Origin of the sequence: Candidatus Laterigemmans baculatus (assembly GCF_010367455.1) — a bacterium.
In the GTDB taxonomy this organism is placed as follows: domain Bacteria; phylum Planctomycetota; class Planctomycetia; order Pirellulales; family Pirellulaceae; genus Laterigemmans; species Laterigemmans baculatus.
In genome coordinates this window covers 1-13,699 of sequence record NZ_WRPR01000002.1, presented here as the reverse complement: position 1 = coordinate 13,699, position 13,699 = coordinate 1, and the positions used below count along the sequence as shown (strand labels likewise).

Genomic DNA, 13,699 nt, shown 5'->3' with positions numbered 1-13,699 from the left:
TAAAACATCGCCGGCGATCGGCGGCATGTTTGCCGAAATTCCGCCGCCCCGCCACGCTGCCCTTCCCGGCATGGCTCGGTCGGCGAAGATCTCGAGCGGCTATCAAGCGGCCAGCTGGGCTCTGGGCGGGTTGGTCGCCTGTGGGATTCTTGTCAGCGATAGCGTACCGCCCCTCCGGGCTGTCGTTCTGATGGCGGCGATGCTCACCGCTCTGGCACTGCTCACCGCATCCACAACCGCGTTCAGCATTCTCCCTCGCCTGACGCTGTTTCTCTACGCGTTGCCGTTCAGCGCGACAGTCGGGTATCTCTTCGACCAGGACTTCGTCTGGTGGGAGACGCCCATGGCGGTGCCGCTGTGCCTGGACCCCGTGCTCAATGCCAGGATGGTGTGGATCGGCATTTGCGGTTTGACGGGGCTTGCCTGTGGGATTCACCTTCGATCAGCAATCGGTGTCCAACCTCCGCGAGAGTCCACGCAACCCCGTCCGCGAGTCCTCTCGGCAGTTCCCTTCTTTATCCTGCTGGTAGCTGCGGTATTGCTATCCCAGCTATCGGCCCCCAGCAAAACGATCTGGGAGGCCAGTTATGCGTCGGAAGCGGCAACATCCGCCGGCGCGAATCTAAACTTCAACGCGTCGTTTCTGGTTTCATACCTGATCCTGATTCTGCTCTACATCGATAGTGAGAACGAGCCCTCGGGAAGTAAGCGGCGTGGCGAGAAACGCATCTGGATAGCCGCTGCCAGCCTCTATATCGTGGTGGTGCTCCAGCTCATGCGGGGCGACCGTGAATGCACGGGTTTGCTGGCTGGTATCGTTGCGCTTTACCTGACCAGCGGTCACCAAAGCAAAAACTGGCTGCTGCGAAACCGCGAAAAGCTGCGCCGCGCGGCGTACGTCACGGTGCCTTCAATTGCGATCATTTGCGTCCTCATCTCCCTTGGATTCCTTCGCTCCACGCTGAGCACCGGCGAGAGCGCATTGGCGGAGCTATCGACCATCCCCAAGCGGGCGTTAACCTTGAACACCTGGACCGGTGTGCTGCTAACGAATTTGGGCATGGTCGCCGAGGAAGCGAGATCCGACATCGATCTCAAGCATGGAAGCACCTATGTGGACTACCTGCTCAGTCTGCCACCGGGAATGATCACGCAGGCAGTGGGTTACAAGAGGCCCATGGATGGTACCAATTCGCCCAACTGGTGGTACGACCCGCTCTGTGGAGGAGGCGTGCACCCCTGCGTCGTCCCGTATAACAATTTTGGCATTTTGGGCGTGTTCGCCATCATGGCCTTGATGGGCTTCTTCGTCACACGTTGCGAACTCCTGGCGCAGGGTCATGGGTTGGGCAATCGCGTCCTTTACGGATGCGTTGTGACCGTCTCCATGCTCTGGCTTTGGTACGGCGACATGAATCTCATCCGCGGACTGATGGGCTGCGGGATCCTTATCGTCGTGCATCGCATCGGTTCGGTTCCCCATTTCCACCATGACGTCCTCCGACGTGGACAACAGACGGCATGACAAAAATAGCGATCAACGCGCTTTTCAAAGCCTCCGGGGGGAGCCTGAAAAACCTCCAAAGCCTGCTGCGATGCTGGGAGCAACAGGGTGTGCTGCGGGAGCATCAGGTGTTGCTTTTTGCATCCCCGTACGTAGCTCGGATCCTCGCCGCATCGCCGGTCGCCGGACTGCAGGTCCTCGTGCTCCCGGAGGCGGACCGAGGGATGCTCGGAAGGCAGTTCGCCGAGCACGTCACGCTGCCCAAACTACTTTGCGATCATCAGCCCGATGTGCTGTTCTGTCCCGGCAACACGGTTCCCCGCGGGATCCGGATTCCGACCACGGTGGTTTTTCAAAACGCGGCCCCGTTTTCATCGCATTGCGGATGGCGGCGTGTCGGCTTGAAGTCATGGCTGCGCTTCCGGATCTTGGCTCATGCCGTGCATCGAGCCAGCCGCCGCGCGGAGCGGATCATCGTGGGATCCAACGATTTCGCCGACCTGCTCAGCACTTCGCTGAAGCTGCCACGCCAGCGGTTCACGGTCATTCCGCGGGCCGTGGATCGCGACCTTCCGAACCGGCAGGCACCCTCGGGAGCGCCGCTGCAGTTGCCCTCGCGGTTCCTGCTCTGCGTGTCCCATCTTCAGCCTTACAAGAACATCGTCGAACTGGTCGAGGGATTTGCACGGCTGCGGGATCATACCGCGATGCAAGATGTTCAGCTGCTGATTGCCGGAGGGGTCTATACCGGCAGCCGCTATCGAGAAAAGATCATCGCCACGATCGAGCGTTTGGGCTGTTCCGATCGCATCCAATTGCTCGGTGACATCCAACCGGCGGATATCCCCTCACTTCTCGCTCGCTGCGAACTGTTTGCTTTTCCGTCGACCTGTGAAAATTGTCCGACTGCTCTCATGGAGGCTCTCTCCGCGGGTGCGGTGATCGCAAGCTCCGACATCGGCGCGATGCCGGAGATGGCTGGTGATGCGGCGGTTTACTTTGATCCCTATGATCCCACGTCGATCGCAGCTGCGATCGAACGGAGCATGACCGACGCGGAGCTGCGGCGACGCTTACAAATCGCCGCACGGCGGCGAGCGGATCAGCTCGATGGTCACGTCAAAACCGCCACGAGGACCCTGCGGGCAATCCTGGAGGCGGCGGTCGCCGAGCCATCCAGGCAGGCGGCATAGAACGAGCCGACGTCGGCTCCCCATGGCCAGCGGCCAGGGGACCTGGAGTTCCACGGAAGGAGAGTTTTAGGTGCGTGTACTGATTCTCAGCTGCGTCTTTCCGCCGGAGCCAGTCACATCGGCCGGCACGAGCGCCGACCTTGCAGCTGGTTTGGTGCAACGAGGACATGATGTGCGTGTCGTGGCCCCCATGCCGACGCGTCCGGGTTCACGCGTCATGGCGGGTTACAGCCGCTGGTTCCCTCAGTCCGAGAAACATGCGGACGGCTATGAGATCGTGCGTCTGCCGGTTCCCTTTTTGCCGCGCCGCTCCCTCGTCGGCCGATCCCTCGAGTATGCGGCATTCGGAACGTTCTCAAGCCTTGCCGCGTTTTTCAACCGGGCCGATATCATCTATGCAAACACCTGGCCAGTGCTGGGTGGTCTCGGCCTGCCCTTGATCCGGTGTCTGCGGGGGATCCCCTTCGTCCTCTCGGTGCAAGACGTTCATCCCGAAGCGGCGACCCTGACCAGCGGAATCTCTCCCCGCGGCCCTCTGGCGAATCTGTTGCGACGGACGGACGGTTACGTGGCGAGGCGAGCTCAGGCCATCGCCACGATCTGCCCGGCATTCACCAACTTGTACCGGGACGATCGTGGGGTCCCTCCGGAGCGGCTGCACACGGTTCCCAACTGGATGGATGCCGATCGCGTCAAACCCACCAGCCGGGAAAACCGGCTTCGCAGTGCCTTGGGGATCCCTGCCGAGACCCGTGTGGCGATGTTTGCGGGCAACATTGGATCAACCGCCAATGTCGATTCCATCCTCGACGCGGCCAGTTCAATCGCGGGTCGCGCGGACGTGCGATTCGTGATCGCGGGCGACGGCAGCGAACGGCAGAGGCTGGAGGCCCTCGCAGCCCAACGACAACTCGAGAACGTGCAGTTCATCCATCCGCTCCGCAACGAAGACTTCAATGATGTCCAAGGTTTGGCGGACGTGATGCTGCTGCCGACTTGTGCGGGCGGTGCCAGCGCCAGCGTTCCGAGCAAAATGATCGCCTACATGCTGGCCGGCCGCCCGATCATCGCAGCGGTCGAAGAGGCGAGTGAGACGGCCGCGGTGATCCGGCGAGCCGATTGCGGGTCCATCGTCCAGCCCGCCGATCCGCTGGCGCTGGGCCAAGCCGTGCTCACGATGCTCGATCGCCCACGCGAGGCTCTCCAAAAGGGTGCCGCGGGGCGGCTCTACGCTGTCGAGCATTTCGGCCGTCAACAGTGCGTGTCCAGACTCGCCGACATCTTGGAATCGGCTGCCGGTGCGAACGCTCATCCCACAGCCCTCGCGAGTGCCCCATGAGCAGCCTGGATCACTCCGGGAGCCGCCAGGGAGGGCGGTCGGCGATGACGATTTCTATCAAGACCGCTCGAGTCGATCAGCTCACCGCCATGGCAGACTTGCATATGTCTGCTTTCCCGAACTTCTTTCTGACTTCGCTTGGCCCCCGTTTCCTGCGAACGCTGTACCTGGCGATTGAGCGCGACCCCACGGGTCTTGTGCTGACCGCCAGCGATCCCCAAGGCCGACTCGTTGGCTTTGCGGCCGGCGTGGGAGAGTCGCAGAGTTGCTTTATGCGTCTGATCCGCAGCCAGTTTCTGCGGTTTGCGATCGCTGCATTGCCTTCCCTTATCCGCCGGCCGCAGATTCTCCCCCGGGTGCTGCATTCGCTCCGTCGCAGCGAGTCGAGCGGACAGGGAGAGAATCGCCAGGGTGCGGCGCTGCTGATGTCGATCGCGGTCGATCCGCGTTGCGCTGGCCAAGGTATCGGAGGCCGGTTGATCGAAAGCTTTCTTGATCGGATGGCCCTGTTTGGGGTACAAGCCGTCTGCCTGACCACGGACCGCGACGCCAATGATGCGGTGAATGCCTTTTACCTGCATCACGGGTTTCGTTTGAAGCAGCAGTTCGTCACCTCCGAGGGACGGCAGATGAACGAATACGTGATTGAGCTTGGCTCCCGAGGCCGACGCGATGCGGCCTGAGCTTTAGACACCCAGCGGATGGACGAAATGAGCTGCGACACCGATTTCTTACCGTTCGCCCGCCCCGACATTGGAGAAGCCGAAGTCGAGGCCGTCGTCGAGGCCCTTCGTAGCGGATGGCTGACGACGGGTGCATTGACCCACCGCTTCGAGAGCGAGTTCGCCGCCGAGGTTGGTTGCCAACATGCGATCGCGGTCAACAGCTGTACCGCCGCCCTGCACCTATCGCTCGAAGCCCTCGGGATTCAGCGAGGAGACCAGGTTATCACCACGCCTTATACCTTCGCTGCCACGGCCGAAGTGATCCGTTACTTTGATGCGGATCCAATCCTGGTCGACGTCGACCCGATCTCTTGCAACATCGACCCCGGACGCATCGCCGAGGCGATCACCCCGCGAACCAAAGCGATTATTCCGGTTCACATTGCTGGCCAAGCCTGCGAATTGAAACCGATCCACGAGATCGCGGATCGACATGGCTTACCCGTAATCGAAGATGCCGCCCACGCATTTCCGGCAACCTACGGCGGCCAGAAAATTGGCTCGCTCAGCACGACTACCTGCTTCAGCTTCTATGCAACCAAAACGATGACGACCGGCGAAGGGGGGATGATTTGCACCAATGATGCGAAGATCGCCGATCGCTGCCGGATCATGGCCCTGCACGGGATCAGCAAGGACGCATGGAAACGATACACGGCCGCCGGTTCGTGGAAGTATGAAATTACCGAGCCGGGCTATAAGTACAACCTGACGGACATGGCCTCGGCGATGGGACGTGTCCAATTGAGTCGAGCGTCGGCGATGCGGGAGCGCCGGGCGGAAATTGCGGCCTGCTATCAAGCGGCTTTTGCCAACGAAGACTGGTGCAGCCTCCCGACCGCGTTGCCTGATCGGATGCACGCCTGGCATCTCTACATGCTGCGGCTCAACCCCGATCGACTCTCGATCGATCGCGACGAGTTCATCTCGCGTCTGCGAGACCGCGGGATCGGCGTGAGCGTGCATTTTATCCCCTTGCACATCCATCCTTACTACGCGCAGCGGTATGGGTATAAGCCCGAGTCCTACCCGCAGGCTTACCAACAATACGCGCGAGAAATTTCTTTACCAATCTACTCGTCGATGACGCCGCAAGAAGTCTCGCGAGTGACGAACGTCGTATTGGATATTGGCCGTCAGTTCCACCAGCAGCGGAACCTCACGGTCGCTGCCGCAGCCTAGGCGCTGCGAGAGAACCCAGCACGACACCCTCCTCCCGGGAGGGTAATGGTGAAAGGGTGTTTCTAACAGGGGCTGAACCTGTTCCGCCTGCGGGCGTGGGAAGATGAACTGAGATGAATGCTTCAACAATTCGTCGCTGTGTCGATATCCTGGCTTCCACCGCGGCTTTGGTGGTGCTGTCTCCGCTCTTGATGACGATCGCGATCGCATGCCGGCTGCAGGATGGCGGCCCCGCGTTCTATCGGGCGACCCGGCTCGGGCGTCAGGGAAAGCCGTTTCATTTGCTGAAATTCCGCTCGATGTGCGTCGATGCGGATCGTCGAGGCCCCGCGATCACCACACTCGGAGACTCGCGGGTCACGCCGCTCGGGAAATTTCTGCGGCGGACCAAGCTCGACGAGTTGCCTCAGCTGATCAACGTCCTGCGAGGCGAGATGTCGCTCGTGGGGCCGCGTCCAGAAGACCCCCGCTACGTGGCGATGTATTCCGAGGAACAACGGCGGTTGCTCGATCATCCGCCCGGGTTGACGGGAGTTGCTTCGTTGGCGTTCAGCGACGAAGAATCGCAGCTCCAAGGGGAGGACTGGGAACAGCAGTATTGCGATCGAATTCTGCCCGCCAAATTGCAACTCGACCTCGATTATCTCGAGCGGCGGACCCTCCGCTCGGATGCCCTGGTCATCGCTCGCACCGCGGCCCGGGTGGTCGCGCCGAGGCGAGCCGCCTGAAGACGCAGTGGGGGCCGCTACGCTCTGCGAGAAAACCGATCCGGCACCCTCTCCGGGAGGGTCGTGAGGAACGAGCAGGGAGGGCGATCCGCGACGCCGAGGCCTCAATGCGAACGGATCCAGCTGGCCCTCCCCGGGCCTGAGAGCCCGACCCTCCCGGGGGGAGAGTAATGGGGAAGAGGGGGTTTCCGACAGCGTCTAACGGAGCGCCTGTAAAACTGCCGTTGGTCGATTCTGCGGCTTATTCTACGATCGCGACCGGCTCAACCTTTGGAGTGGATTGCAGTGGGTGTCTCGGTTGTCATGGCGGTGCATAACGAACAGGCGACCCTCGCCCGCGCGCTCGCCAGCATTGTCGAGCAGAGCGATCCGGATTGGGAGTTGGTCGCGATCGACGACGCATCGACCGACCGAACGGCGGAGATCTTGCGGGAGTTTGCAGCGGCGGACAGCCGGATCCGCATCCTTCGCAACCGCCAAAACCTGGGGCTCGCCGCTTCCTTAAACATTGGCTGGCAAGCGGCCCGGCACGATTTGATCGCCCGCATGGACGGGGACGACTGGATGTTCCCGGAGCGGCTCGAGCGGCAACAGCAGTTCCTGCGTTCGCACGCCGACGTCGATGTGCTCGGCACGGCCGCCGAGCTGTTCGATAGCCAGGGGACGGAGCTGGGAATTGCCCGACGTCCGGAGAGCCATGCGGAGTTGTGCGGGAAGATCTACCGTGAAACACCCTTCATCCATCCCTCGGTGATGATGCGCCGCAGCTTCCTCGAGCGGACCGGAGGCTACGACGCGTCGCTCCGTCGCTCGCAGGATTACGATCTCTGGATGCGGGGCAGGGGGGAGTTTCGATACCACAATCTGCAAGAACCGCTCCTCCGCTACTGCGTCCGCACCAAGATGAAGCTGACCGCGATGCTGTATGGGACTTGGGTCCTCAGCCGCGGCGTGTGGCGTGACCGGGCGCCGCTGCATAACTACGTCTACCCCGCTCGCTTTCTGGCCGCGACAAGCCTGACCCGTCTCGGGCTTCGCCAAACTCGACTGCGATAGCTCGCCAGCGCACCCGAAGGAACGGACTCATGTGCGGAATTGTTGGAATCGCGACCAGCTCGGGCATGCTCGCCCAAAGCACGCTGGCGAAGATGCGGGACACATTCGCCCATCGCGGTCCCGATGCCGCCGGGCTTTGGTACCAGGGGAGCGAAGGGGTGGGGCTGGGGCATCGCCGGCTGGCCATCATCGATCTCTCTGCCGACGGGCGGCAGCCGATGGAGGACGCCCACCAGCAGATCGTGATCGTGTTCAATGGGGAGATCTACAACTACCGCGAGTTGCGGAGCGAACTCCGCGGGCTGGGACATGCGTTCCGGACCGCCACGGACACCGAAGTCTTGCTGGCCGCCTACCGGCAGTGGGGCGAAGCGTTTCTCGACCGCCTGGTGGGGATGTTCGCGCTGGCGATTTACGATCGCCGCACCGGGCGGCTGTTCCTGGCTCGCGATCGGGCGGGCGAAAAACCGCTGTTCTACTACCACCAGGCGGGCCGGTTGATCTTCGCGTCGGAGATCAAAGCGCTCCTCGCCTCGGAGCTCGTGCCAGCGACCCTCGACCTCGAGTCGTTCGACCAGTTCCTCGCCTACGGCTACGCGATCGGCGAGCGCACGATGATCGAGGGCGTCCAGCGTCTGCCAGCCGGCTGCTGCATGAGCTATCACCCGGCGAGCGACCGACTCGAACAGCGGCGGTACTGGTCGCTCCCGGAACTCGATTCGGGGGAGAGGGTGGACGCCGAGGAGATGACCGATCGGCTCGAGGCGCTGCTGAGCGAGAGCGTTCGCCAGCAACTGGTTGCCGACGTGCCGGTCGGCGTGATGCTCAGCGGCGGGGTCGATTCGAGTCTGGTGACGGCGCTGGCCGCACGCGCTTCGGCCCGCCGCATCAAAACCTTTACGATCACCTTTCCCGGCCATGGCGGCTACGACGAATCGGTCCACGCCCGCGAAGTCTCTCGCTACTTCGACACCGAGCACATCGAGCTCGAAGCGCCGGCGACGTCGTGCGATCTGCTGCCCCGCCTCGCAGCCCAGTACGACGACCCGATCGGCGATTCGTCGATGATCTGCACCTACATGGTCTGCGAACAGATCCGCCAGCACGCGACGGTGGCTCTCGGAGGCGACGGTTGCGACGAATTGTTCGGCGGATACTTGCATCACCGCTGGTTGGCTCAACTCGACCGCCCCCGCCGGATGATCCCAGCGGCGCTGCGGCACCTCGGTCGGGCCGCCCTCGAGCGAGGCTGCCCCCAAGGAGTTCGCGGCCGCAATTGGGCGCTCGCGCTGCTCGCCGATGCCGACCAGGCCTGTGCGCGATTCAACAGCCTCTTTGACACGAGCGGCCGACGAGCCCTGCTCAGCGAAGAGGCTGCCGCGGGAATTGATCCACTGCGGACGTTGGCGGCCAAAACGACGCTCGCTCGCGGCGGCCGCACCGCGGTGCAGAAGGCGACTCGGACCGATTTTGGCAGCTATCTCTGCGACGACATCCTGACCAAGGTCGACCGGGCCAGCATGCTTGCGTCGCTGGAAGTGCGGGCCCCCTGGCTCGATCACCGGCTGATCGAGTTCGCCTTTCGCCAGACCCCCGACGCGCTCCGCGCCACCTCGGCCGAACGCAAGATCCTGCCCCGGCGGCTCTGCGAACGGTTGCTCCCCCCGACGCTCGACACCCGCCGCAAACAAGGTTTTTCGTTGCCGCTGGCCCAGTGGTTCAACGGCCCGTGGGGCGAGATGATGCAGAGCGTGCTGCGAGAAGCCGACCCTCGGCTGTTCCGCCCGCAGGCGATCGAGAACCTGATCGCCGGCCAACAGCGTGGGCGAAGCAATGTGCAGCGGCTGTTCTGCTTGACCGTCTTTGAACTGTGGCGGAAAGAATATGGGATCGGCTTGCCCGGTGCCCACCAGACCGCTCCGGCGCGACTCGCGGCCGCCTAAACGCGAGCCCAACTGAACGCGAGCCCGCAAAAGATTGAAGTGTCTTTGCGAGCTGATACAGTAACCCGGCCGCGGGTGGGGTGGGGCCGAGGATCGGGCGTTCGGGACCACTCCTCCGCATCCCCGTTCAGAGCTCATGCCGGCAAAGGATCCCTTCTTCCATGACGAATTCTGTTCCCACAGCAGTTGGCGGCCCCGTGACAGAGACGACGGCAAGGGATGCGCTCGCAGCGCGGATCGAGCAGCGGACCGCGACGGTCGGGATCATCGGGCTCGGCTATGTCGGCTTGCCCTTGATCGATGCCTTCGTCCGCGCCGGGTTCAGCTGCCAAGGGTTCGACGTCGATGCTTCCAAGGTGGATGCCCTCAACGCGGGCCGCAGCTACATCAAGCACATCGATTCGGCACGCGTCGCGGGCTGGCTGAGCGACAAGATGTTCACCGCCACCGCCGACATGCGGCGGTTGGCCGAACCCGATGTGCTGCTGATCTGCGTTCCCACCCCGCTGACCGACGCCCGCGATCCCGACCTCAAGTATGTGGTCGGGACGTGCCAAGCGATTGCCAAAGCGCTTCGCCCCGGACAATTGGTGGTGCTGGAAAGTACGACCTACCCGACGACCACCCGCGATGTGATGGTCCCGATCCTCGAGTCGAACGGGCTGACCGCAGGCAAGGACTTCTTCGTCGCCTACAGCCCCGAACGGGAAGATCCGGGCAATCCAAATTTCTCCGCCGCGCAAATTCCCAAGGTCGTCGGGGGGCTGGACGAAGTCAGCCGCGATCTGGCCTGCCAGCTCTACGGCTCGGCGGTCGCCGGCACGATCGCCGTGAGTAGCTGCGAAGTGGCCGAGGCTGCCAAGGTGCTCGAGAATATTTACCGCTCAGTCAACATCGCCCTGGTCAACGAGCTGAAGATCCTGTTCGACGCGATCGGGATCGATGTCTGGGAAGTGATCAATGCCGCTAAAACCAAGCCCTTCGGCTTTCAGGCATTTTACCCCGGTCCCGGCCTCGGCGGTCACTGCATCCCGATCGATCCGTTCTACCTGTCCTGGCTGGCCCGCAAGCATGATCAGACGACCCGCTTCATCGAGCTCGCCGGCGAGGTCAACACCGGGATGCCGCGGTACGTCATCGGACGCCTCGCAGAATTTTTGAACGAAGCGGGCAAGCCGATCAAAGGCAGCAAAATTTGCCTGCTCGGGGTGGCTTACAAAAAAGATGTCGACGACCCTCGCGAAAGCCCCTCGTTCGTGCTGATGGAACTCCTTCTCCAGCGGGGCGCGGACCTGACCTACAGTGACCCGCACGTGCCGCGACTTCCTTCAATGCGGCACCACGATCTGCCGGCGATGGAGAGCCGCGAATTGACCGACGAGTTTCTCGCCTCGCAGGACTGCGTGCTGATCGCCACCGACCACTCCGCCTTCGACTACGAGCAGATCGTGGCTCACGCTCCCCTGATTGTCGACACGCGAAACGCCACAGCGGGAGTTACCGCGGGTCGCGAAAAGATTCGCAAGGCGTAATCGAGTCGTTTCCCAAGTGTCTACTGGCCTCGCCCGGCATGCTCCAAGGAGCGCCGGGTGAACGAGTTGGGTCGCCTTTGCGATTGAAACCCGCAGCGACGAGCCTACCGTTGCCACACAGGCCCAGCGGGGCCGAGCCAGAAACAGCCGCTGGGCTGGGCCACTGGGGCAAAGCCGCTGGGCTGGGCCACTAGGCTGGGCCGCGGGGGCAAAGTTAGAGAGCAGAGCCATCGCGCGGCGCGAACCTGCCCCCTGCGGAATCAGTCTCATCGGCACCCTGGCAACTGCTGCGGTTTCTTGTCTTCCATTCACTCGGCGTCGGCGTAATGGCGTCCCGTGTTGCACTGCGGGCTCGGAACGGCTAGTTTACGACCATTACATTCGGATTTGTCGAGGCAGACGGAGATGCCCATGCCTTCTCGCTTTACTCAGCCGTGCCCGACTTGCGGGCGCCACATGCGGATCTCAGTCGAGCTGCTCGGCCGGGAAGTCGCCTGCCAGCACTGCCATGCCGAATTCGTGGCAGGGCAAGAGCCGGCCAGCCATCTTGCGCCACCGCGTGAACAGGTCCTGCTGGACCGTGTCGATGAAATCCTGCGGCAGTCAACGAGCGAGCCGGAGTGGATTCCGGAAGTCCTCGGCTACCACGAGCAGCCCTAAGCTCTGCTAGAAAACCCAACCGACACCCTCCCCCCGGGAGGGTCGCGAGGAACGAGCGGGGAGGGCACTGGGCAGCGGAGAGGTCTCAACGCGAACGGATTCTGCAGGCCCTCCCCGGGCCTAAGAGCCCGACCCTCCCGGGGGGAGGATGGCGGTGAAACGCAGTTTTCCAAGAGAGCCGAAGCCCTATTGAGCCTGGCCATCATTCCCAGCGGTGGGCTTGTCCGCGGAGCCGCTCCAAATCGGCAAAATAGTGCGGGTAGGTTTTGGCGGTGCAGGCGGGATCGAGAATCCGCACCCCCGGAATCACCAACCCCGCCAAGGCGAGGCTCATTGCCATGCGGTGGTCGTGATAGGTCTCGAGAGCGACCTGCTGCAGAGGGGCCCGCTGCCTCGCGAGGGGCTCGATCCGCATCCCGTCGGGTTGCTCCTCGACCGTCGCTCCCAACTTCCGCAGTTCGCGAGCCAGGTCGCCAATGCGGTCGGTCTCCTTAAAGCGGTTGTGCCCGACGCCACGGACCGTCGTCGGCCCTTCAGCGAATAAGGCCACCACGGCGAGTGTCTGCACCGTGTCGCTGATCGCATTCATGTCGACATCGACGCCTCGCGCAGCCCGCCCTGAGACTGTGATTCCGTTGCCGCTTTCGCTGACTCGACAGCCCATCCGCTGGAGCACGTCGACGAAGGCCACGTCCCCTTGCAGCGCGTCTCGCGAGAGCCCCTCGACCGTCACGCTTCCGCCAGTGATCGCAGCAGCGGCCCAGTGGTAGCTGGCCGCTGACGCGTCTGGTTCGATTTCGTAGTCGGTGCCGCGATAGGGGGCGGTGCCATCGACGATGAATGTTCGCTCGTCGCGCGTTTCGACCCGCCCGCCAAAGGCGTGCATCAGAGCCACCGTCATCTCCACGTAGGGCCGCGAGACGAGTTCGCCGTCGACGAGCACCTGAATCGATCGCCCGGCAGCCGGGGCCGCCATCAACAGTCCGCTCAAGTACTGACTGCTGACCGCTCCGGCCACCTCGACCCGCTCCCCACTCCAGCCGCGGCTGTCGATCGAGACCGGCGGGCAGCCGCCCTCGGACTCCGCGGTCACTCCGCCGCCGAGCTGATTCAGAGCCCGGACCAAGTCGCCAATGGGACGCTGGTGCATCCGCGGGACCCCGTGCAATCGGTAGCGTCCCCCAAGTGCCGAGAGGGCGGCGGTGAGGAAGCGGATCGTCGTGCCGCTGTTGGCAATAAAAATCTCGGTCGGCGGCTCGTGCTCCGCTAGAGCGGGCCGGGAGGGGCGTCCGCCCATGCCGACGACCTCCAGCGTCTGACCGCTGTCGCGGACCCGCACTTCGACGCCCACCTGCCGCAGCCCGCCGACCATGACTTCGGTGTCTTCACTCTCGAGCGCCCCACGGAGGACCGAGCGGCCCTCGGCCAGCGCCGCACAGATCAGCGCCCGGTTGGTGAGACTTTTGGAGCCCGGCGGGCGGATCCGGCCCTCGACCGGCCCGGCGGGAACGAGTTGAACGCAACGGGCCGAAGGGAGCGAAGCGGGCATAGGGAGGGAGGTTTCAGGTTTCAGGGAGCAGGAAGCCGGGAGCCGGGAGCAGGAAGCCGGGAGCCGGTGCATCTTCGCTCGTACGTGCCGCAGCGGCAATCGGACTCAGCGAAGCGGTACTCGGACTCCGCGAAGCGGTACACGTACTCGAATCTTGGGTACGGACGGTGAGTGAATCAAATTGAGTACGAGTACGAGTACCGCTGCGCTGAGTACGAGTACGAAGTCGCCGCTCGCTTGCCTGCTACCTGCTACCTGCTCCCGGCTCCCGGCTCCCGGCTCCCGGCT

Annotated in this window: 11 protein-coding genes; 10 read left to right on the top strand and 1 reads right to left on the bottom strand. The window is 63.2% G+C overall.

Annotated elements, in window-relative coordinates:
- Positions 1-25 precede the first annotated feature (25 nt).
- The 10 genes from GNK13_RS00105 to GNK13_RS00060 all read left to right on the top strand — a co-directional run bounded on the left by GNK13_RS00105 (position 26) and on the right by GNK13_RS00060 (position 11,862).
- On the top strand, positions 26-1,525 hold the full coding sequence (locus GNK13_RS00105) for a hypothetical protein (protein ID WP_164100395.1): 1,500 nt from the start codon (positions 26-28) through the stop codon (positions 1,523-1,525).
- Positions 1,522-2,697 carry a glycosyltransferase family 4 protein gene (locus tag GNK13_RS00100; protein ID WP_164100394.1) on the top strand — a complete coding sequence of 392 codons (1,176 nt, stop codon included), beginning with the start codon at positions 1,522-1,524 and terminating at the stop codon, positions 2,695-2,697. Before GNK13_RS00105 ends, GNK13_RS00100 begins: the two co-directional genes overlap by 4 nt.
- Before the next feature lie 70 nt (positions 2,698-2,767).
- Positions 2,768-4,036 carry a glycosyltransferase family 4 protein gene (locus tag GNK13_RS00095; protein WP_261345374.1) on the top strand — a complete coding sequence of 423 codons (1,269 nt, stop codon included), beginning with the start codon at positions 2,768-2,770 and terminating at the stop codon, positions 4,034-4,036.
- A gap of 44 nt (positions 4,037-4,080) precedes the next feature.
- Positions 4,081-4,719: a GNAT family N-acetyltransferase gene (locus tag GNK13_RS00090; RefSeq protein WP_164100392.1), complete on the top strand. Its 639-nt coding sequence runs from the start codon at positions 4,081-4,083 to the stop codon at positions 4,717-4,719.
- Between the two features lie 27 nt (positions 4,720-4,746).
- Positions 4,747-5,943 (top strand): DegT/DnrJ/EryC1/StrS family aminotransferase, encoded by a 1,197-nt coding sequence (locus tag GNK13_RS00085; RefSeq protein WP_164100391.1) that lies wholly within the window; start codon positions 4,747-4,749, stop codon positions 5,941-5,943.
- 113 nt (positions 5,944-6,056) lie between these two features.
- The gene (locus GNK13_RS00080) at positions 6,057-6,671 is read left to right on the top strand and encodes a sugar transferase (protein ID WP_164100390.1); all 615 of its coding nucleotides are present in this window, start codon (positions 6,057-6,059) and stop codon (positions 6,669-6,671) included.
- A gap of 285 nt (positions 6,672-6,956) precedes the next feature.
- Positions 6,957-7,727 carry a glycosyltransferase gene (locus GNK13_RS00075; protein WP_164100389.1) on the top strand — a complete coding sequence of 257 codons (771 nt, stop codon included), beginning with the start codon at positions 6,957-6,959 and terminating at the stop codon, positions 7,725-7,727.
- Between the two features lie 29 nt (positions 7,728-7,756).
- Positions 7,757-9,670 (top strand): asparagine synthase (glutamine-hydrolyzing), encoded by a 1,914-nt coding sequence (gene asnB / locus GNK13_RS00070; protein WP_164100388.1) that lies wholly within the window; start codon positions 7,757-7,759, stop codon positions 9,668-9,670.
- 161 nt (positions 9,671-9,831) lie between these two features.
- Positions 9,832-11,202: a nucleotide sugar dehydrogenase gene (locus GNK13_RS00065; RefSeq protein WP_164100387.1), complete on the top strand. Its 1,371-nt coding sequence runs from the start codon at positions 9,832-9,834 to the stop codon at positions 11,200-11,202.
- Between the two features lie 456 nt (positions 11,203-11,658).
- On the top strand, positions 11,659-11,862 hold the full coding sequence (locus tag GNK13_RS00060; RefSeq protein WP_164100386.1) for a hypothetical protein: 204 nt from the start codon (positions 11,659-11,661) through the stop codon (positions 11,860-11,862).
- Positions 11,863-12,064: 202 nt separating this feature from the next.
- Here the strand turns inward: GNK13_RS00060 and aroA are convergent, their stop codons facing one another.
- Entirely contained in the window at positions 12,065-13,411 is a 1,347-nt protein-coding gene (aroA, locus tag GNK13_RS00055; RefSeq protein ID WP_164100385.1) for a 3-phosphoshikimate 1-carboxyvinyltransferase, read from the bottom strand.
- Positions 13,412-13,699: the final 288 nt, after the last annotated feature.